15 protein-coding genes are annotated in these 21328 nt (G+C 39.6%); 11 read left to right on the top strand and 4 right to left on the bottom strand.

Features of this window, described 5'->3' with window-relative positions; all coding sequences use genetic code 11:
• Positions 1 to 191: 191 nt before the first annotated feature.
• Both rcsD and rcsB read left to right on the top strand, forming a co-directional pair.
• Positions 192 to 2933, top strand: a complete 2742-nt coding sequence (rcsD, locus tag PSI15_RS03300) for a phosphotransferase RcsD (protein ID WP_273582286.1) — start codon at positions 192 to 194, stop codon at positions 2931 to 2933.
• Between the two features lies 1 nt (position 2934).
• The gene (gene rcsB, locus PSI15_RS03295) at positions 2935 to 3585 is read left to right on the top strand and encodes a response regulator transcription factor RcsB (protein ID WP_273582285.1); all 651 of its coding nucleotides are present in this window, start codon (positions 2935 to 2937) and stop codon (positions 3583 to 3585) included.
• Between the two features lie 101 nt (positions 3586 to 3686).
• On the opposite strand, the gene rcsC is transcribed toward rcsB, so the two are convergent.
• Together rcsC and gyrA are read right to left on the bottom strand one after the other, a co-directional pair.
• Positions 3687 to 6536: a two-component system sensor histidine kinase RcsC gene (gene rcsC / locus PSI15_RS03290; protein ID WP_273582284.1), complete on the bottom strand. Its 2850-nt coding sequence runs from the start codon at positions 6534 to 6536 to the stop codon at positions 3687 to 3689.
• Between the two features lie 240 nt (positions 6537 to 6776).
• Positions 6777 to 9395: a DNA topoisomerase (ATP-hydrolyzing) subunit A gene (gene gyrA / locus PSI15_RS03285; RefSeq protein ID WP_273582283.1), complete on the bottom strand. Its 2619-nt coding sequence runs from the start codon at positions 9393 to 9395 to the stop codon at positions 6777 to 6779.
• A gap of 208 nt (positions 9396 to 9603) precedes the next feature.
• Between gyrA and ubiG the strand changes: the two genes are divergently transcribed.
• From ubiG to PSI15_RS03255, 6 genes are all read left to right on the top strand, one after another.
• Complete coding sequence (gene ubiG / locus PSI15_RS03280) at positions 9604 to 10338, top strand: bifunctional 2-polyprenyl-6-hydroxyphenol methylase/3-demethylubiquinol 3-O-methyltransferase UbiG (RefSeq protein ID WP_273582282.1); 735 nt, start codon at positions 9604 to 9606, stop codon at positions 10336 to 10338.
• 403 nt (positions 10339 to 10741) lie between these two features.
• Positions 10742 to 13033 carry a class 1a ribonucleoside-diphosphate reductase subunit alpha gene (gene nrdA / locus PSI15_RS03275; RefSeq protein ID WP_273582281.1) on the top strand — a complete coding sequence of 764 codons (2292 nt, stop codon included), beginning with the start codon at positions 10742 to 10744 and terminating at the stop codon, positions 13031 to 13033.
• 12 nt (positions 13034 to 13045) lie between these two features.
• On the top strand, positions 13046 to 14176 hold the full coding sequence (nrdB, locus tag PSI15_RS03270; RefSeq protein ID WP_273582280.1) for a class Ia ribonucleoside-diphosphate reductase subunit beta: 1131 nt from the start codon (positions 13046 to 13048) through the stop codon (positions 14174 to 14176).
• Between the two features lies 1 nt (position 14177).
• The gene (yfaE, locus tag PSI15_RS03265; RefSeq protein ID WP_045971385.1) at positions 14178 to 14444 is read left to right on the top strand and encodes a class I ribonucleotide reductase maintenance protein YfaE; all 267 of its coding nucleotides are present in this window, start codon (positions 14178 to 14180) and stop codon (positions 14442 to 14444) included.
• 317 nt (positions 14445 to 14761) lie between these two features.
• The gene (locus PSI15_RS03260; protein WP_273582279.1) at positions 14762 to 15535 is read left to right on the top strand and encodes an N-acetylmuramoyl-L-alanine amidase; all 774 of its coding nucleotides are present in this window, start codon (positions 14762 to 14764) and stop codon (positions 15533 to 15535) included.
• Positions 15536 to 16030: 495 nt separating this feature from the next.
• Positions 16031 to 16465: a lysozyme gene (locus tag PSI15_RS03255; protein WP_273582278.1), complete on the top strand. Its 435-nt coding sequence runs from the start codon at positions 16031 to 16033 to the stop codon at positions 16463 to 16465.
• A gap of 149 nt (positions 16466 to 16614) precedes the next feature.
• On the opposite strand, the gene PSI15_RS03250 is transcribed toward PSI15_RS03255, so the two are convergent.
• Both PSI15_RS03250 and PSI15_RS03245 read right to left on the bottom strand, forming a co-directional pair.
• The gene (locus tag PSI15_RS03250; RefSeq protein WP_273582277.1) at positions 16615 to 17010 is read right to left on the bottom strand and encodes a VOC family protein; all 396 of its coding nucleotides are present in this window, start codon (positions 17008 to 17010) and stop codon (positions 16615 to 16617) included.
• Between the two features lie 144 nt (positions 17011 to 17154).
• Entirely contained in the window at positions 17155 to 17748 is a 594-nt protein-coding gene (locus PSI15_RS03245; protein ID WP_045971377.1) for a lytic polysaccharide monooxygenase, read from the bottom strand.
• A 576-nt stretch (positions 17749 to 18324) separates the two neighbouring features.
• Between PSI15_RS03245 and aac(3) the strand changes: the two genes are divergently transcribed.
• The 3 genes from aac(3) to PSI15_RS03230 all read left to right on the top strand — a co-directional run bounded on the left by aac(3) (position 18325) and on the right by PSI15_RS03230 (position 20871).
• On the top strand, positions 18325 to 19146 hold the full coding sequence (aac(3), locus tag PSI15_RS03240; RefSeq protein WP_273582276.1) for an aminoglycoside 3-N-acetyltransferase: 822 nt from the start codon (positions 18325 to 18327) through the stop codon (positions 19144 to 19146).
• A gap of 211 nt (positions 19147 to 19357) precedes the next feature.
• Positions 19358 to 20041, top strand: coding sequence for a DUF7424 family protein (locus PSI15_RS03235; RefSeq protein WP_045971376.1), 684 nt, complete (start codon positions 19358 to 19360; stop codon positions 20039 to 20041).
• 233 nt (positions 20042 to 20274) lie between these two features.
• Positions 20275 to 20871 carry a glutathione S-transferase family protein gene (locus PSI15_RS03230; RefSeq protein WP_273582275.1) on the top strand — a complete coding sequence of 199 codons (597 nt, stop codon included), beginning with the start codon at positions 20275 to 20277 and terminating at the stop codon, positions 20869 to 20871.
• Positions 20872 to 21328 lie beyond the last annotated feature (457 nt).

Genomic DNA, 21328 nt, shown 5'->3' with positions numbered 1-21328 from the left:
ATCATTTTGATGTGTCTAGTCCTTTAAAGAAAAAAATGGTGTTTTTTTTACTGTTTGCTCAATCTTCGATCCGCAATGGCCTTTTTATTTGCTAACCTGCTAATATTAAGTGCAGTACACAGGCTTATTTATTGACGCCTTGATGTTGCATTGACCAAAATATATTCATACTAAAGGCAACCATTCAAAGAATGTATAAACAACCACCTATCAAGCCCTCCGCCATTCCTCGTTTTTACGCGTTATTTGTGACTTTGCTTTTTTCGTCTCTCTTTTTATTCGGGTATAACTATTTTGATATTTGGTTGATGGAGAAAAAATATGCTATCAGTAGTGTAACCGCTAAGATGAGATTACAGATTAAAGATTATCGTTACCATGCAAATCATATCTTTGAACAGTCAAATAGTCTGCCAATCTCCACTCAGGAGAATACACCATTGTTTAAAATGCGCCCCGATATCTACTGGTTAGAAAATCGCTATCAGTTCGTTGATGCAATTATTTTTGGCCAATATAACAATTCGAGTATTCAGCTTGCCCAATACTTGTCTGGCTATCTGAATATCCTCTGGGGAGCGCATAATGAATATTTGTCTATGTATTATCTCAATGGACAGGATAATAATTTATTATCGATAACGACTCATCCACTGTTAAAACCAGAAATCAGGTTTAAAGAGAGCTATCTGACCCTGACCCCTGAAGCCAGACGTACTGAGATGTTGGATCAATCTTCTGCATTGGAGGAAAAAGAGAGCATTTCTCCCATCAATGTCTTGCATGGTGAAAATATTTATTTCTATACCTATAAAGCTGCATTTAATGCAGCAGGGCAATTAACCACCATTATTGCTTTTGATTTGCCTATTAATAACTTATTACCGGTTGATATATTACCAGCGAACTTTCGTTTGAATGCGATAAGCTTACACGAGCAGGAAATTTCCGATAAAGTTGAGGTTTCATTAAACGGCTTTTGGTTAGAATTCTCTCAGCCTCTTAATATCATGCCGTATAAATTGGTTTATCAGGTTCCATTGAAGACACTGATTGTGGATCTGTTGTTCAGGAATGTCTGGCTTTTGCTTTCAATATTGCTTTTCTTTCTGCTTTCTCTCAGCGGATTATTTTATATTCGCAGGCGATATATTGCACCACATGCGGCTATGGATCATGAGCTAAAAATTAAGGATGTTCTAAATAAAGACATTATCTCCAATATTCCTATTGGGATCGTGGTCTATGATTTTGACTCAAATCAGATAATGCTAAGTAATAAAATTGCAGAGCAATTGCTGCCGCATCTGGATTTGAATAAAGTGATGACGATGGCGCAACAACATCATGGTGTGATTCAAACATCCATTGATGAGGCGATTTATGAAGTAAAAATGTATAACAATAGCTTATTACCAGAGATTTACCTATTTTTACTGCAAGATAAAGATCAAGAAGTCATGGCAAATAAACGCTTGCAATTTGCTCATCGGGAATATGATAAAAGCATTCAAATCAGGCGATCTATGCTTTCAAATATTAACAATGAAATAAAATATCCTATTAATAAGATTAATGACATTACCGGCCAATTGAAACAGTCATTACAAGATGAAAATGCGCAAAAATTATTGGCTAAATTATTAGCTAAATCGGAATATATCACTGAATGGGTTGATAATATTTCATTGCTTAATGAAGTGGAGCTGGGAGACTGGCAGCCGAAAAATGCGATATTTTCTCTATCTTCACGGCTGGAAGATATTCTGAAAGCCGCTTTGCCGATATTGAACGCTAAAGGTTTGATGGTTTATTATCATTTTAATATTTCCCGTGAATCTTTATTTATTGGGGATGATATAGCATTAAGTAAAATTGTTACATTACTATTTAAATATGCAATGGCGATGACCAGTTATGGTCAAATATCGTTAATTGTTAACAGATCCGGTAATTATAACAATCATATTCAGATTGAGTTAATGGATAGTGGGGCGGGTTTTAGTGAGAGGGATTTAACCAGTTTAAATTATCCTTTCTTGAATAAGTCAGTAGAAGATAAGCACGCCACCAATTCTGGTATGAATTTTTATTTATGCAGTCAGTTGTGCAAAAGAATGGGAGGGAACCTTGATATTAAGAGTAAGTTGGGATTGGGAACCCATTATGTGATCAATCTACCGTTGTCGCAGCATGGTGATAATAGTGAAATACCTCAACTTTTAGAAGGGATCACGGCGTTAATTGATATTAATAACCCTGAAATCAGCAAAATCATCCATACTTATCTCAATCATTATGGAGCAGCATACTTCGATAAAAGGAAAGAGAACATTAAGGAAGAGTACGATATTATACTTACGGACAGACGGTACAAAGAAGAAAAACAGCACGAAGAGGAAAAATCAACTATATTCTTAGTGGGAGGGTTAGCGGAATTTAAGCCGCTGAAACCAGGATTGGTTCAGTGTAATTACAATCTTGTTGATGATATTATCAACGCAATATCATTTCTAATTGAAGAAAATTTCAGTTTTGGCGAACCCAAAGAAGATTCTGCAATCTTTAAACCAGCATGTGTTCGAGTTAAACGTGTTGATTTACTTGAAAATATTGACAGTGATATTGGCAATATTCTCAAAAACTATCAGGCTCAGTTGGTAGACAGTGACTACAGGCAATTGTTTATTGAGACAGTACCTATGGATATTACTAGACTGTATACTGATGTAGAACGACATGATTTGATATCACTTTCGCAAACGGTACACCGCCTTAAGGGTGCGTTTGCTATGTTGGATTTAAAATTTCTTAGGTCATCATGTGAGGCGTTGGAAAAACACATAGCAGACAATAATGAAGTAGAAATTAAAAATAGCATCAGCCTCATTGATTCCTTTGTCACAAAGCTGTTGCAGCAAGGTAACCAATAATATGAACAACCTTAATGTCATTATTGCCGATGACCATCCCATTGTTTTGTTTGGCATCCGTAAGTCGCTTGAACAAATCGAGTGGATTAATGTGGTCGGTGAGTTTGAAAATTCAACCACGCTTATTAATAGTTTGCCACATATAGAAGCAGATGTTCTTATAACCGATTTATCAATGCCCGGGGATAAATATGGTGATGGCATCACCCTGATAAAATATGTTAAACGTCATTACCCAACTTTAGCTGTCATTGTCCTTACAATGAACAATAATCCAGCTATTTTAAGCGCTATACTTGAACTTGATATTGAGGGGATAGTGTTAAAGCAAGGAGCGCCGACTGATTTACCTAAGGCACTTTCTGCTTTGCAGAAGGGAAAACAATTTACGCCTGAAAGTGTTTCTAAGTTACTTGAAAAAGTCAATGCCAATGGATACGGGGATAAGCGTTTATCGCCTAAAGAGAGCGAAGTCCTGCGTTTATTTGCCGATGGCCTGCTTGTTACCGATATTGCCAAAAAACTCAATCGCAGTATTAAGACGATTAGTAGCCAGAAGAAATCCGCGATGTTAAAGCTGGGCGTCGATAATGATATCGCATTGCTTAACTATTTATCTTCTGTCACTATCGATAAAGATTTTGGTAAATAACCAATGTATTATCTTTGTTAATGGAAAGTCGGTGGCAGAGGTTACCGATTTTCCATCATCTGATTTTCCAGCATCTAACTAACGCCCAATAGTATATGAGTTTAAATATCACTGTATTTGATTAATGTTTCTTTTAATATAGCCAGTGATACAGGTTTTGACAGGCAGTCATTCATCCCCACATTAGTACAACGTTGTTTTTCTGCTGCCAAGGCATTGGCGGTAATGCCGATAATGGGCTTGGTATAACCTTTGTCCCTCAAATATTGAGAAAGTTCATATCCATCCATATTTGGCATATTGACATCCGTGAGAATAATATCTATCGGGTTGTTATTCAGATATTCAATGGCGTCAATACCATCATTAGCCATGGAGGTATTGAACCCGATTGAATTTAATTGATCGACCAGTAGGTTCTGATTAATTGGGTGGTCATCAACAACCAATACTTTAATGGTATTTAAGCGAATATCAGCTTTTATCGTTTTAGTTGTAATAGGGGCTGTTGATAGCGAAACGGCGGGTAAAAATAAAGTCTGTTCTGTCATCAGATTATCCAGCAAACTATCTAACTCACTGAGTTCATAAGTGTTATGTAACCAATAATTTTCCCGAATTTGTGCTGGCGGGCCAGTATGTTTTTCTGATATTTCGATAAAGGAATAGGCAGAAATATTGGCTTTACAAGCTTGATCGCTAATGCGTATTTCCGTGCCATCTATGTTATTTTCGTCATTTTCATTATAAAGAACGACCTGGAAATGATTCTGTATGAGAAAATTTTGTAAATACTTTTCCATAAACTCATTACAAATCTCTAGCAAAATCCTCTTTTGTGTCCGCCGGTTGGATAACGGTTTGGCATGATATTTTGCGCTATATAAAGGAAGACGAATAGAGAAGATACTGCCAACATATTTTTGTGAGACGAATTCGATATCACCGTCCATTAAATTGATCAGTTTTTCACAAATAGCCAATCCCAATCCTGTACCTTGTGAAGCGCTTTCTTTATTGGCACTGATTTGGAAGAAGGGTTCAAATAATTGAAGTTGCAATTTATCGTCTATCCCAGGCCCGGTGTCTTTAATGCTGATATACAGATAATCATGTCTTGAGCATACTTCAATGACAACGCAACCAGATCCCGTGAATTTGATCGCATTGTTCAGTAAGTTAGAGATGATTTGTTGTAACCTGACAGGATCACTACGGATGATATCGGGAACATCTGGCTCAATATAACAGTATAAGCCTAAACCTTTTTTGACAACTAAGGGAAGGTAGTTTGAAATCACATGCGATAGTATCTCTTTGCAACTGAAATTTTGGGGGGCAATTTTCAATTGGTTGGATTCTATCTTCGAAAAATCAAGAATATCACTGATAATTTTCAGTAATAGTAATGATGAATTATTCATTGTTGCCAGCAAACGTGCAGATTTTGATGGCAATGTATGAGATTGTATTAGCTCCAGGTTACCAATAATGCCATATAGTGGTGTTCTTAATTCATGGCTGACGGTGGCAAGGAACATTGATTTTGCTTGGTTGGCTTGTTCTGCCGCTGAAGCCACTTCCTGCAATGATTTTTCCATTTTTACTCGGGTGCTGACATCGATCAGTACACAAATTGCAACTTCTTCATTACGATAACGTGAGTGCACGAAACTAATTTGCAGGTGATTATTGTTGCTGGTAACGACATCAATATAGCTGCTGGTTTTATCGCAAATGATATCGACAATGCGTTTTTGATCTTCATACGTCAACATTCGAGTGTAATTATGTGCTAACTCATTACTCAGAATGTTAATGCCATCACTGACCCTTAAAATGCTTATCCCCACAGGGGCTGAGGCGACAATTTTATGGTTAAACTGTTCATGTTCTTCAAGGCGGATAGCGTTTTCTTCTGCGGGAGAAAACATTTTACGTTCAAACAGCCAAACAAAAAAGATAATCGCAATCGCGGAAATAATATTCAAGATGATACTATTAATTACGCTGGCTTTCAGTTCATCGTAAATATGTTTTAGCGGTATCGAATAGATAACGCGTAATGAAGAGGGTGATAAATTCCGCATTAATACCAAACTGGTAAAGTTTTCATCGTAACCAAAATACATCGACTGCGAGTTGAGATTGATAACGCGGGGCCGATTATTCGTTTTTATCGAAAATTGCAATTCGGGTTGATTTGATTCGTTTAACATCATGACGGTAATAGGCCAATCTCTTCTTTGCAAAAAAGAGTCCAGCCTGATAGATTTTTCGATGCCTATGATCCCAGTCATATGCCCATTAATATAAATCGGTGAAAAAACATAAAGATTGCCGCCATCTGCTTTTGGGTTAGGTTGGATCCAAAACAGCGTTCGTTCATTGTTTTGCTTTCTCATGCTGATCAACCTACGAGTATTCTCGTCGATCATCTTTTTTAGTGCTTCAGGCTCTGTAATGTTGTGATGAGGGAAAAAACTCACCATACATTTACTTTGTACTCCAATGAAAAAAGCCTGATTTACGCTACGTATAGCGGCAATATTGCCTCTCCAAAATGCGATCAATTGATCTAATGAATATAAATTAGTATTTGACGTTTTGCGTAATAGCTCACAATCGGAATTCTCATTCAGGGGAATGTATGAAAGAATGTCGTTATTATGCGGTACAATTGTTTGTTTTTTATCATTCTCCTGTGATAAATGTTTTTCCGCCATAAATTGAAAATCTCGCAGGATATTCGCGATATGTCGTATATGAGAAAAGGCTATATCGTAGTTGGTATTATATTCTTGACGAATATCTGATTTGAGTGCATTAAAAAGATTGGTTATATAAAAACTGGTTAATAAGGCGCCGAGTGCCCATAGCATAAAACCAAGCACCCGAAAAAGATAACGTGATATCTTTAATGACGTCCGAAAAGAAGATAGATATCTCAAAAGATCGCCTGATGAAATATATGATTAATAATAACTGCTTACAGCATATACTAGTGTAGCAGGGAATACAAAGCAGCATTTGCTTCTGGCTAATTCTTTGTCAAAAAATTGAACAAAAAAAGCAGGCATTTAACTGCCTGCTTCATTGCTGGTTATTTATACAGTGACATCAGAGTCAGATAAGCAGATAATATTAATATCTTATCTTACTATTTCTTGATGCACTATTTCGCGAATTAACTATACCTCTTCATCAGAAGGTACCGCTATAGTGTCATCTTCGTCATCATCATCGGGTTCAGCCACACGCTGCAAGCCAACCACTTTTTCATTTTCGGCTGTGCGGATCAGGGTAACACCTTGCGTATTACGGCCAACAACACTGACCTCAGACACGCGGGTTCTTACCAATGTTCCTGCGTTAGTAATCATCATGATTTGATCCGTCGGTTCTACCTGAATAGCGCCGATCACATGACCATTACGCTCGCTGACTTTGATGGAAATGACCCCTTGGGTCGCGCGGGATTTTGTCGGATATTCGCTTTCGGCAGTACGCTTACCATAACCATTTTCAGTGACGGTCAGGATTTCTCCTTCTCCACGAGGAATGATCAAAGAAACCACTTTATCGCCTTCACTGAGTTTGATGCCACGAACCCCGGTTGCGGTGCGACCCATTGCACGCACACCTTTTACGCGGATAGTGCCATCTTCCAGCGTTTCTTCCTCTTCTTCGAGGAAACGAACGACTTTACCCTGTGCGGAAAACAGCATAACTTCATTGCTGCCATCTGTCAGGTCAACACCGATTAACTCATCCCCGTCATTCAGGTTCACGGCAATGATACCGGCACTGCGTGGACGACTGAATTCGCTGAGTTTGGTTTTCTTCACAATCCCACTTGCGGTTGCCATGAAGATATTCAGCCCATCTTCATATTCACGCACGGGCAAAATGGCGGTAATGCGTTCGCTTTGATCCAATGGCAGAAGGTTCACAATTGGGCGACCGCGGGCGCCACGGCTCGCTTCCGGCAATTGATATACCTTCATCCAGTACAGCTTGCCCTTATTTGAGAAGCAGAGGATGGTATCGTGGGTATTGGCCACCAGTAAACGCTCAATGAAATCTTCTTCTTTGGTACGTGCGGCTGATTTGCCCTTGCCGCCACGACGCTGAGCTTCGTAATCGGACAGTGGCTGATATTTGACATATCCCTGATGGGACAGCGTAACCACCACATCTTCCTGATTAATCAGGTCTTCAATATTGATATCGGCGGAGTTTTCAGTCAGTTCAGTCCGGCGGGCATCGTTATACTGCTCTTTGATAACCAGCAGTTCTTCACGAATGACTTCCATCAAACGTTCCGGGCTTTCCAAAATGAACAGGAGTTCAGCGATAGCTTTCAGCAGCTCACGATACTCATCAAGCAGTTTTTCATGCTCAAGCCCGGTTAGTTTTTGCAGACGCAGATCCAAAATAGCCTGTGCTTGCTGTTCGGTCAGGTAATATTTACCGTCATGGATACCGTACTGTGGTTCCAGCCATTCAGGACGGGCAGCATCGTCACCCGCTTGTTCCAGCATAGAGGCAACATTGCCTAACTGCCAGGCTTGAGAAATCAAACTGGTTTTCGCTTCAGCAGGCGTGGAAGCACGGCGGATCAATTCGATAACCGGATCGATGTTCACCAGAGCAACAGCTAATGCTTCAAGGATGTGGGCACGGTCGCGAGCTTTACGCAGTTCAAAAATTGTCCGGCGGGTAACGACTTCACGGCGGTGGCAAACAAACGCCGAAAGAATATCTTTCAGATTGAGTAATTTAGGCTGTCCCTGATGCAGGGCAACCATGTTGATGCCAAATGAAACCTGTAATTGAGTCAGTGAATACAGGTTATTCAGGACAACTTCAGCAACGGCATCACGTTTTACTTCGATAACGATGCGCATTCCATCTTTATCGGATTCGTCACGCAGTGCACTGATCCCTTCAATGCGCTTATCTTTGACCAGTTCAGCCATTTTTTCGATCAGTCGGGCTTTATTGACCTGATAAGGGATTTCATTGACGATAATGGTTTCGCGGCCATTTTTCTCATCAGTTTCAATTTCTGCGCGGGCGCGGATGTAAATCTTACCGCGACCTGTGCGGTAGGCTTCCTGAATGCCACGGCGCCCGTTGATAATAGCCGCTGTCGGGAAGTCCGGGCCGGGGATATGTTCCATCAGGCCTTCAATACTGATGTTTTCATCATCAATGTAGGCCAGGCAGCCGTCGATCACCTCAGATAAGTTATGGGGTGGGATGTTGGTTGCCATACCGACTGCAATCCCTGATGAACCATTCACCAGTAGATTAGGGATACGGGTTGGCATGACCTCAGGGATTTGCTCTGTGCCATCGTAGTTGGGCACAAAGTCGACAGTTTCTTTTTCCAAGTCTGCCAGCAATTCATGGGCAATTTTTGCCATGCGCACTTCGGTGTAACGCATCGCTGCCGCAGAATCGCCATCGACTGACCCAAAGTTCCCCTGACCGTCAACCAGCATATAGCGCATGGAGAATGGTTGTGCCAGACGAACAATCGTATCATAAACAGCGCTGTCACCATGTGGATGGTATTTACCGATAACATCCCCAACAACGCGGGCAGATTTCTTATAAGGTTTATTCCAATCATTTCCCAATACATTCATCGCGAAAAGCACGCGGCGGTGTACTGGCTTCAGTCCGTCCCGAACATCCGGCAGTGCGCGTCCAACAATAACGGACATCGCATAATCCAGATACGAGCTTTTCAGCTCTTCTTCGATATTGACCGGTGTGATTTCTCTGGCAATGTCGCTCATGGAGCCACTGTCCCTCATACTCCGAATTCAAAGGCTTAAATTATACCACAAATTGATAGTTTTATAAAAACTGGATGCGGGTATTTCAAGATTAAGGCATGTATAATAGTTTTCTGTCACACATCCCCATAATACTGTTACATTTTCTGTGAATCAGTTTGCTGTGAACCAGTTTTCTGTGAAGCAGTACCCAGGAGCGATATTGCTGATGAACGTCAAAACTCCCGATTCACCCATTCCATCCCATGCCAATGTGGATCAGCAGGAAATCGAAAAATTTGAAGCCGTTGCTTCCCGTTGGTGGGATCTTGACGGCGAATTCAAGCCATTACACCGTATCAATCCACTGCGCTTGAACTACATTTTGCAACATGCTGACGGCCTTTTTGGTAAAAAAGTGCTGGATGTTGGATGTGGCGGCGGCATTTTGTCAGAAAGCATGGCGCGTGAAGGTGCGGAAGTGACAGGGTTGGATATGGGGTTTGAACCCCTGCAAGTTGCCCGTTTGCATGCGTTGGAATCCGGTATTCCCGTTGCTTATGTTCAGGAAACGGTAGAAAGCCACGCAGAGCAGCACCCGTATGCCTACGATGTTGTGACCTGCCTGGAGATGCTTGAACATGTGCCCGACCCAGAGTCTGTGGTTCAGGCCTGTGCCAAACTCGTCAAACCCGGTGGCCATGTTTTCTTTTCAACCATTAACCGCAACCGGAAAGCCTGGTTGATGGCGGTTGTTGGCGCGGAATATATCTTGAATATGGTGCCAAAAGGCACGCATGATGCGAAAAAGTTTATCCGTCCTTCTGAACTGATAAGTTGGGTCGATAAGACGACGCTGAAAGAGCAACATATTATTGGTTTACATTACAATCCGTTAACAGACAAATTTCGCCTTGGGCATAATGTCGACGTGAATTATATGCTGCACACCCGATTTGTCTGACAAAGGTCGCTAAGGGATTAATAAAACGGCAACTGGATATTATTTTTAAGATTTTATTTTCCCTGTTTCGCCGATAGCCTTATGAAAGTAACATCAAGTAACTACGCAGGTTATCGGCTTTTTGCCAAAATTAATCCTCAAGTTATCCACAAAACTTCTCGACTTTGTGCACTTGATAAAACCCGAAAATAACATTATCTTGTTATTACCGTTTTAATTTCCCCCTATATATTGTGTTTCTTGTCATCTTGTAGTAGCAGCTTGTGTAGTAGTGAAAACAGTAGCGAATTGTAGCTAACTCAGCCCCAACTGGCTCACAGCCATTTTGGGTGCATTGTGCTGCCATGAGGTCAAGGAAAACGAATATAGGTGAGATACGAAAAGAGAGAAGGTGTATTTCCCCATGAACCAGAGTCTGCTAGTTACCAAACGTGATGGACATAAAGAACAAATTGATCTTGATAAAATTCACCGGGTTGTTGCCTGGGCTGCCGAAGGTCTGAAAAATGTCTCAGTATCACAAGTAGAACTGCGTTCCCAGATTCAATTTTACGATGGTATCAAAACCTCCGATATCCATGAAACCATGATCAAAGCTGCGGCTGACCTGATCTCCGGTGATGCGCCTGATTATCAGTATCTGGCGGCACGTCTGGCGATCTTCCATCTGCGTAAAAAAGCCTATGGTCAGTTTGAGCCGCCTGCGCTGTATGACCATGTTGCAAAAATGGTCAATTTGGGTAAATACGACAAACATTTGCTGGAAGACTATTCCAAAGAAGAATTCGAGCAAATGGATAGTTTTATTGATCATTTGCGTGATATGGATTTCTCCTATGCGGCGGTCAAGCAGCTGGAAGGGAAGTATTTAGTACAAAACCGTGTGACTGGCGAGATTTATGAGAGCGCCCAGTTCCTCTACATTCTGGTTGCTGCGTGCCTGTTTTCCACTTATCCCAAAGAAACGCGTCTGGACTATATCCGCTGTTTCTATGATGCGATTTCCACCTTTAAAATTTCGCTGCCAACGCCAATTATGGCGGGGGTTCGTACACCAACGCGTCAATTTAGCTCTTGTGTTCTGATCGAGTGTGGTGACAGCCTGGATTCTATTAATGCGACATCCAGTGCGATTGTTAAATATGTTTCCCAGCGTGCCGGCATCGGTGTAAACGCTGGTCGTATCCGCGCATTGGGTAGCCCAATCCGTGGAGGTGAAGCATTCCACACGGGTTGTATTCCATTCTACAAACACTTCCAGACTGCGGTGAAATCCTGTTCTCAGGGCGGTGTTCGTGGCGGGGCAGCAACGCTGTTCTATCCACTGTGGCATCTGGAAGTGGAAAGCCTATTAGTATTGAAAAACAACCGTGGTGTTGAAGGCAACCGTGTCCGCCACATGGACTACGGCGTACAGGTTAACAAACTGATGTATGAGCGCCTGATTAAAGGGGCCGACATTTCTCTGTTCAGTCCGTCTGATGTTCCGGGATTGTACGATGCTTTCTTTGCGGATCAGGATGAGTTCGAACGCCTGTATACTCAGTATGAAAATGACAGCAATATCCGTAAGGAACGCATTAAAGCGGTTGAATTGTTCTCATTGATGATGCAGGAACGTGCTTCAACGGGACGTATTTATATCCAGAACGTTGACCACTGTAATACTCACAGCCCGTTTGATCCGGCTATCGCACCTGTTCGCCAATCGAATCTGTGTCTGGAAATTGCACTGCCAACTAAACCATTGAACGATATTAACGATGAAAATGGTGAAATTGCACTGTGTACATTGTCCGCTTTCAACTTGGGAGCTATCGAAAGCCTGACCGAATTGGAAGAACTGGCCGAATTGGCCGTTCGTGCGCTGGATTCCTTGCTGGATTATCAAGATTATCCGATTATTGCTGCCGAAAAAGGCTCTATGGGGCGTCGAACTCTGGGTATTGGCGTCATTAACTTCGCTTATTATCTGGCGAAACACGGCGTACGTTATTCTGATGGTAGCGCGAATAATCTGACTCATAAAACGTTTGAAGCTATTCAGTACTATCTGTTGAAAGCTTCAAACGAGCTGGCAAAAGAGAAAGGGGCTTGTCCGTGGTTTCATGAAACCACTTATGCACAGGGTATTTTGCCGATTGATACTTACAAAAAGACACTGGATACACTGACCAGTGAACCTTTGCACATGGATTGGGAAGCACTACGCCGTGACATTCAGCAACATGGCTTGCGTAACTCAACATTGTCAGCATTGATGCCATCAGAGACCTCTTCGCAGATCTCTAATGCGACCAACGGCATTGAGCCACCACGTGGTTATATCAGTGTAAAAGCCTCTAAGGACGGTATCCTGCGTCAAGTTGTCCCTGATTACTTTCTTCTGAAAGGCGCTTACGAGCTGTTGTGGCAAATGCCGAGCAACGACGGCTACCTACAATTGGTCGGGATTATGCAGAAATTTATCGATCAGTCGATTTCTGCCAATACGAACTATGATCCGGCACGTTTCCCTAATGGCAAGGTTCCGATGAACCAATTGCTGAAAGATTTACTGCTTGCTTATAAATATGGTGTGAAAACATTGTATTACCACAACACCCGTGATGGAGCAGAAGACGTTCAGGGTGATCTGGAAGAAGTTGTTGAGTCAGCGGATTCCGATTGTGAAGGCGGCGCGTGTAAGATTTAATTTGAGGAAGCTATGTCCTATACCACTTTTTCGCAAGTAAAAAATAATCAGCTACAAGAACCGATGTTTTTCGGCCAGTCTGTGAATGTGGCGCGTTTTGATCAACAAAAATATCCTATTTTTGAGAAGTTGATTGAAAAACAACTCTCCTTCTTCTGGCGTCCAGAAGAAGTGGATGTTTCCCGTGATCGCATTGACTACAACGCGCTGCCAGATCATGAGAAGCACATCTTCATCAGCAATCTAAAATACCAGACGCTGTTGGATTCTATTCAGGGTCGTAGCCCGAATGTGGCTTTTCTACCATTGATTTCCATTCCAGAATTGGAGACTTGGGTTGAAACGTGGTCGTTTTCAGAAACGATCCATTCGCGTTCTTACACGCATATTATCCGTAACATCGTAAACGATCCTGCTATCGTATTTGATGATATTGTGGAAAATGAACAGATTTTAAAACGCGCTAAAGACATTTCCGCGTATTACGATGATCTGATCGAAATGACCAACTATTATCATCTGTTCGGTGAAGGAACGCATGATGTTGCCGGCAAAACTGTCACCATCAATCTGCGAGAATTGAAAAAGCAGCTTTACTTGTGTTTGATGAGCGTTAACGCGCTGGAGGCCATCCGCTTCTATGTCAGTTTTGCGTGTTCATTTGCTTTTGCTGAACGTGAATTGATGGAAGGTAACGCCAAAATCATCAAACTGATTGCCCGTGATGAAGCCCTGCATTTAACGGGAACGCAGCACATGCTGAATCTGCTGCGCTCTGGTCAGGATGATCCTGAAATGGCGGAAATTGCCAAAGAGTGTGAACAACAGTGCTACGAACTGTTTGTACAGGCAGCAGAACAGGAAAAAGAGTGGGCTGATTACCTGTTTAAAGATGGCTCCATGATTGGCCTGAACAAAGATATTCTGTGTCAGTACGTCGAATATATCACCAATATTCGGATGCAGGCAGTTGGCTTGAAGTTGCCATTTGAAACCCGCTCTAACCCGATCCCGTGGATCAATGCGTGGCTGGTTTCTGATAATGTTCAAGTGGCTCCACAGGAAGTCGAAGTCAGTTCTTACTTGGTTGGTCAGATTGATTCGGAAGTCAATACTGAGGATCTCAGCGGTTTCGAACTCTGATATGGCTGATTATAAAGTTACCCTGCCGTCACGGCAGGGCTTATACATCCATTATTCTTCAAGTTCCCACGATAATTTATTGGAAGCACTGGAGCACGGTAAAGTTCAGCTTGAATATCAATGTCGGCAGGGATATTGCGGTTCTTGCCGTGTTCGTCTGGTAAAAGGAAAGGTAGGATATCCTTGTAAGCCATTGGCGTTTGTCAATGAAGGGGAAATTTTACCCTGTAGTTGTTATCCGCTGACAGATATTGAAATTGAACCTTAAGTTGGTATAGTTTTATGCGCAAGCAAGATACATCTTTTTTTATTATCAACTCGCTACCTTGCAATCTGTAATTCATTTTTGACTATAAAATTATTCATTAAATCAGTGTGTAATTGATAAAGTCACAATAATTAAAAATAAAGAAACCAAAGTAATAAAAAAAGACACTTGCCTGACAAGTGTCTTTTTTTATCTAATGGAATAGAGTGGATTCAAATGCCTGCTGATTTATTATAACTGTGATAAAAAATATGTTTTTTAGAGGTAATTAAACGTTTACAGTGTTACATAGAGCAAAAAAATAAAGGAGAACAACGATGTATAAAATTGATTGTAATTCATACCGTTCAACTAAAAGTTTTAACAGACGCTCCCGCTTTTTAGTTATGCACTATACCGCTCTGAACTTTGAAAAATCTGTTCAGGCATTGACCGGAGAGTTTGTCAGTGCTCATTACTTAGTTCCAAACCCAGATGATCCAACTTATCGGGCTGCTGGGTTTGATAAAATTCATATATTCAATTTAGTTGATGAACTTGAAAGGGCTTGGCATGCGGGAATAAGTTATTGGTCTGGACGAGAAGGGTTAAATGATACATCCATTGGCATTGAGATTGTGAATGAAGCCAGTGATGATGATGGTATTTTCACTTTCCCTCCTTATCATCCTGACCAAATCGATGCGATCAAAGAGCTTGCCATCAATATATTACAACGTTATCCAGATATTCAGCCAACTCATGTTGTCGGGCATTCAGATATTGCATGGCAAAGAAAAACTGATCCGGGTCCCCATTTTCCGTGGAAAGAGTTATATGATGCGGGAATTGGAGCATGGTATGACGAAGAAACTAAGCAGAAATATATTGAACAATTTGATCATCGTTTGCCTGATGTCGCCGAGATTTTAGAAAAGTTTAAACGCTATGGCTATGACGTTACTGGAGCAGAAAAAGAAGAAAATTTTCAATTGTTAATCAAAGCATTTCAAATGCACTTTCGTTCGACATATTATGACGGCGTGCCAGATATTGAAACCATTGCTATTTTATATGCCTTAGTTGAAAAATATTTTGATAGCAACCCCTAATTTCTGATGGAATATATTCCATAGGTGTCAAGTTGCCGTTCGCAAGACGAAAGCAACCTATTATCTCCTCGCATCGCGGGGAGATAATAAATACATCGCTGCGGCAGAGCTTACATAAAATGAGTTGCTGATAACCGGATAACAACGCAATGTACATTTGAGAGGAAAGATTTTACAGATTTCATGATGATTTCCTTTGAGGGTTATAAATTGTGATTTACTTCACGAAAATCTAAATTCTGAGGTAGATTTTATGCTCAAAGCAAAAAGAGTCAAGGCATTTATTAAATTATTTTTTTAAAATTTAAAAAAATCTTGCAAATGCTCATAATACATTGAAATTTAATATTTTATTTTGCATTTATCTCTGTTGCGACTCTATTACCCCTTAACAATAATAGCTTCATTGATTGTTTTTTAGTCTACACTTGGTTTGCGGGTTGTTTTTTATACAAAAATGAACTCTGGCACTCAATTTAGCCGTGGAGAAGATGAATGGAAATTAGTGAAAGCGGTATTAGTAAACTCAAAAATTATGAAGGTTTGAGGTTGAAAGCCTATCCAGATCCCGCCACTGGAGCAGCGCCGTGGACAATTGGATATGGTCATACAAAGGGAGTAAAGCCCGGACAAGTGATTACTGCGCAACAGGCTGAAGCATTTTTGCATCAAGATCTTATCTCTATTTATGGAGCCATTGAGCGATTAGTTAAAGTGCCTCTAACTCAAGGACAATTTGATGCTTTATGTTCGTTTATTTTCAATTTGGGAATCGGTAATTTTACCCATTCAACATTATTGAAGAAATTGAATGCAGGTGATTACCAAGGTGCAGCAGGGGAATTTTTGAAATGGGATCGTGCCGATGGGAGCGAATTAACAGATCTACGTATACGAAGGGAATCTGAACAGAAAATGTTTTTATCATAAGATAAGTATTAATAGTGGTTTATTTAGGCTATTAGAGATGAAAAATAGAAGTCTACTTTAATAAAACTATCACTAATAACCTAATTGAATAAATTTTCAATATGGTAAAAATAATCTCTTAAGTGAGCAATTAACGATGAAATAAATAATTAAATCTCTGATGCACTGTGATGTAATACAACACGATAACCATCAATATCTTCAAAAGTTTTTCCACTTTTATCCCAATAAGGGTTATAAGAAGGAACGAGAATAAATCCCGCATCTTGCATTGATTTTACTTGCTCTTGCCATTCAACTTTATCTTCTATATAAAATACTAATAAATTATCTTTAGTTGGTGCCTTACCAACCTGTGTATTGTGATGATGAGTAAATTCAAGATGCCAAGAGTGGTTAGGGTGCCCGAGCATAATACCATCAAAACTGTCGTGATTTTTGAATTCACCTAATATAATAAAATTTAAGCCATGACAATACATTTCTGCAATTTTATTAAGGTTATCTGTTGGTCTGGCGATTCTAAGAATAGTTGATTTTTTCATGTTTTTCCATATATGGAATTGAATCGGAAAATATATTTTATCCGAAAATATTTTAATTTTTTAGGTAAAAGTGCTGGTAAATAACCAGCACTTTTTGTACTCAACTAACACTGATAAATAATATGTCAAATTAATTAAAAAATATTATTTAATATCAGCGTCAATAACTTGGTAGAAAGCATTAGCAGTATCAGCAATTGTCCACACACCGAGAATAACATGATACCCTGAGCGCTCAGGAACATCACAATTTATAGAGACAGTTTTGTCTGGTCTTTTGCCATGATCAAAATGTTCACAGAAGGGTTTTAAATCAAATTGAGCGCGTGTTAAAGGCTTGTTTGGATCCCAGTTAGGTTTGGTAATAAAAAACTGCCATGAAGTGGTACTATGCCTGGCTGTTATTGTCCATTTAAATTGGTTTATTCCTTTATTGATAGTGACATGATGCCAGCGATCTACACTTTGTTCATTGAGTTGTTTGAATTGACCAACACCGCCACTGGCAATTTGTCCATCTGGAGGCCCTCCTTGAGGAAAACCTTTGGGACCTTCAACCGATTGTGGTTCATACATGATAGACCCACAGTTTTTATTAATGCCTTTTTGGCATAAAAGTGCTCTGCTTGGTGGTGTGTCGATATATCCATGATTTGAATTTGGTTCAGCAATACTGGAAAATGGAATTGTACCAAAAACTGTCAATCCCGCAAAAAGTAATGACTTTTTCATATTCATGATGAATTTCCTATTTTTTCCGTACTTGACTGTAAAATGAGTAAAATTACCTTTTTGTTATTATATTCATTAAATAATGAGGCTTAATTTACTGATAATGGAATTGCGTAGAAATATTTATAACAAATTTAGTTAATTATAAATACTCAATTTATGACAGAGGTGTGCCAGGAAGATATTATTAAAAGATATCATTATCGTTGATTTTGATACGATTACGGATGACAGGAAAATTTTGTTTTAGGGTATTTTTTAATAACAAAAATCCCTCCCTGAATTCAGGGAGGGGAAGAGCGAAATAAGAAGCAAATGAGGGTGTACTAAACAAGTAGGATTTTGAGTACACATAGATAAGGTAGACCCAAATGGAAGAATATGCAATAAACCAACCTTAAACGACGGCTATTTGATTTAATTCTTTTAAAATCAATATATTGACTTTTTAGTTGTTGTGTTGTTTTTTTATCCTCTTTATGAATCATCATCGTTTGATATCCTTGCTAAAGGCAGTGAGTCTTAGGCACACGGGATTAGCCAAAATGTCAGTCGATCCCAATCACATATAGGGTTAGATATATGATCCAAATAGGCGAAGATAAATATTGGTCAAAGACAATGCTTGTTCAACAACTACAAAAAATAGGTATAAAACAAGACGATGTTGTTATGGCTCATGTCGCTATGCGATCTGTTGGCAATTGTTTGAATGGTGCAGATGATCTTATTCAATCTCTTTTAACTGTAGTGGGAATTGGAGGAACATTGCTATGTTATACGAATTGGGAACAAAATTATGAAGATCGCCTGGATGTTAATGGTTATGTTCCATCTGAATTAAAACCAGAAATCATGCCATATGATCGAGCATTTTCACGAGCAAGCAGAGATCATGGTGTATTTGCTGAGTGTGTCAGGACAACTAAAGGAGCTATTCGAAGTCAAAATCCTGGTGCTTCTGTAGTTGCTATTGGAAATAATGCTGAGTATTTCGTCGAAAATCATTCATTAAATTATGGCTATGGTAGTGACTCACCATTTGCCAAATTGGTAGAGCATCAGGGAAAAGTTCTTATGATTGGTGCTCCATATGACACTATGAGCCTTTTGCATCATGCTGAACATTTGGCAAATATTCCAAACAAGAATATTAGAAAGATGGAGGTACCATTATTGCAAAATAACCAAATAGTATGGGTTATGTTAGAGGAATTTGACACTATAGATTCCGTTTGTGAACAGTTTTATCAAGGTTATTTTAAGGATATTGTTGAACATTTTTGTTATTCGCACCCAAAATTGACTCTTAAAGGTACCATTGGTTCTGCTAATACATTGCTTGTTCCGGCTAAAGAGATATTGGATTATGCAGTACATTGGATGGAGAATTATCGTAAATAATGATAGTAGAGGGTAAGCTTGCTCATCATTTAAACCATTGCGTCATGAGTGAGCTTTTTTAAGTTCAAACCAAATATCGCTAGGGAGATCGCCATCACAAACCGTTATAACGAATAGCTAGCGCGTTACAAAAATAGTGAAAATCATGCAGAGTTTATGATTAAATGCGATGACAATATGAACATACTTTAAATTATCTAAAGGTATTTAAATGAAAAAATGGTTAGTTATTGCGGCTTCAACGCTGGTTCTTTCCGGTTGTAAGGTTGATGTGGAAACGAAAGTAAATACAGATGATCTCACCTCAATTGAGCATAAACTGGTTAAGGGTGACATCGATATCGAAGTGTCATCCTGTAATGACTATGAAGATTCACGTAAAGAATCAAAAAGCCTCATTGAATTAAAACAGAAAGTCCCTACTATTTTTAAAAATGCCGAGTATGTGGAGTGCTATCGTAAGAAATTTGATTCCTATGCACATTTCACTATTCCTGTCGCTGTGGGTGTATTACCGGACGATGGTCAATTGGGTAATGATGCGGATGTATTTATTCTTTCTCACCAAAAGGCTTATGCGGGTGCGGTGATCCCAAAAGATGTGCTTGATAGAATAAAAAAGGCCCAAAAAGATATGATGGGAAAACTGGATATCAGGATGAGCATTATTCTGGAGAGGGGAACCAAACCTGTACCAACGTTAATTAGCCTTGGAACTTATATGACAAGTGCGAAAAATAAAGACTATCCTCTTGTGGCAAATGGGATAAATCTGGCTAAGGAAATGAAATTCAGATTATCAGATGTTTCCAACTCATCATTGTCTAATGGCGAGTTTGTTCCTTTTCTTGTCACACCTGACTATTTCGACGTCTTCCGGGCAGATAAAAAATAGTCTGTTCTTGACTTGAACCAAGACGACAATTATCTCCCTATCCAGGCCGCAGAAATGCGGCTTTTCATTTATCCAGTGTGAAGGGGATGTACTGAACGCATCCTAACTTTTAACAATGGTGAGGTTGGGTTGTTTTTTGGCAAAAATAATTATACCAAATCATGATTTTGTTCAAATTTTACTCACGAAATGTCAACACACCTTAGTTTTACATTTCCAATTAAGGATCTCACATGAAAATATACACTTTTCCTAAAAGTCGCTCATTAAGAGTTTTGTGGACATTGGAAGAGCTTGGTGTATCGTATGATACGATCAAAGTTGATTTACTTAACGATATTCCTAGCGTTACATCTCCTCACTCTCGCGGAAAAGTCCCTTTTATGGTGGATGGCGATATATCGATAGAAGAAACATTATCGATATGTCTTTATTTATGCGAGAAATACCCAGAGAAAAATTTTTATCCAACTGCTTTAAAAGAAAAATCAATCATCAATTCTTGGCTAAGCTTTGCTCTTACAGACTTAGAATCTCCAATCTGGAATTTACTAAAACAACTGATTTTTATCTCCGAAAAAAAACGTTCTTTAGAATTAGTTAATTACTTTAGAAAGGAATCCGAGCAAGTAATTAACCAACTTAAATTTGATAAAGGTAGCGAGTGGATTGCAGGTAATAACTTTACTTTAGCGGATATTTTTATGTCACATACGCTTCTTTGGGCTAAAGTATGTGGTATCAGCATAAGTCCAGCTATCAATGATTACATTAATAGAGCAACTAACCGAGCATCATATTTAAAGGCTCAAGAGAAAAATAATCAGTAAACTTACAAGAAAAACTCTGCTAATAGCAGGGTTTTTAACATAATGCTGCCGTAATTTTGTATCAAAAATTCGGTATCGATATGCAAATCAATGCTGACAATTATGCTGAATGCGTTACGGTATCAAGCGATGCGTTACTTTACTTACGCTATCTAAATACTATATGGACACTGGCTTGAATTCAATCGGAGTATTTAGCCTAATGAAGCCAGTCCGTTCATAAAAGGAGAATGCTGAGGGAAGTGCATTTGTATTAAGATAATCAAAGTAGTCCTCTGTTCCCTGAATGACGGCGTTAAGAAGAAGAGTACCAATATTCATTCGTAATCCCTGCGCACACTCAACCGCCTGTATTTTTTATTGACATAACGACATTACCACCGTCAGCACAACCATTTGCCGGACGCTTTCAGAACAAGTGGATCAAGTCCATCGTGGACGGCGAGAAGGTCTACTA

This window comes from Xenorhabdus sp. PR6a (assembly GCF_028599065.1).
Taxonomy (GTDB): Bacteria; Pseudomonadota; Gammaproteobacteria; order Enterobacterales; family Enterobacteriaceae; genus Xenorhabdus; species Xenorhabdus doucetiae.
The sequence above is the reverse complement of the archived record's forward strand: the minus strand, read 5'-3'. Positions and strand labels throughout refer to the sequence as shown.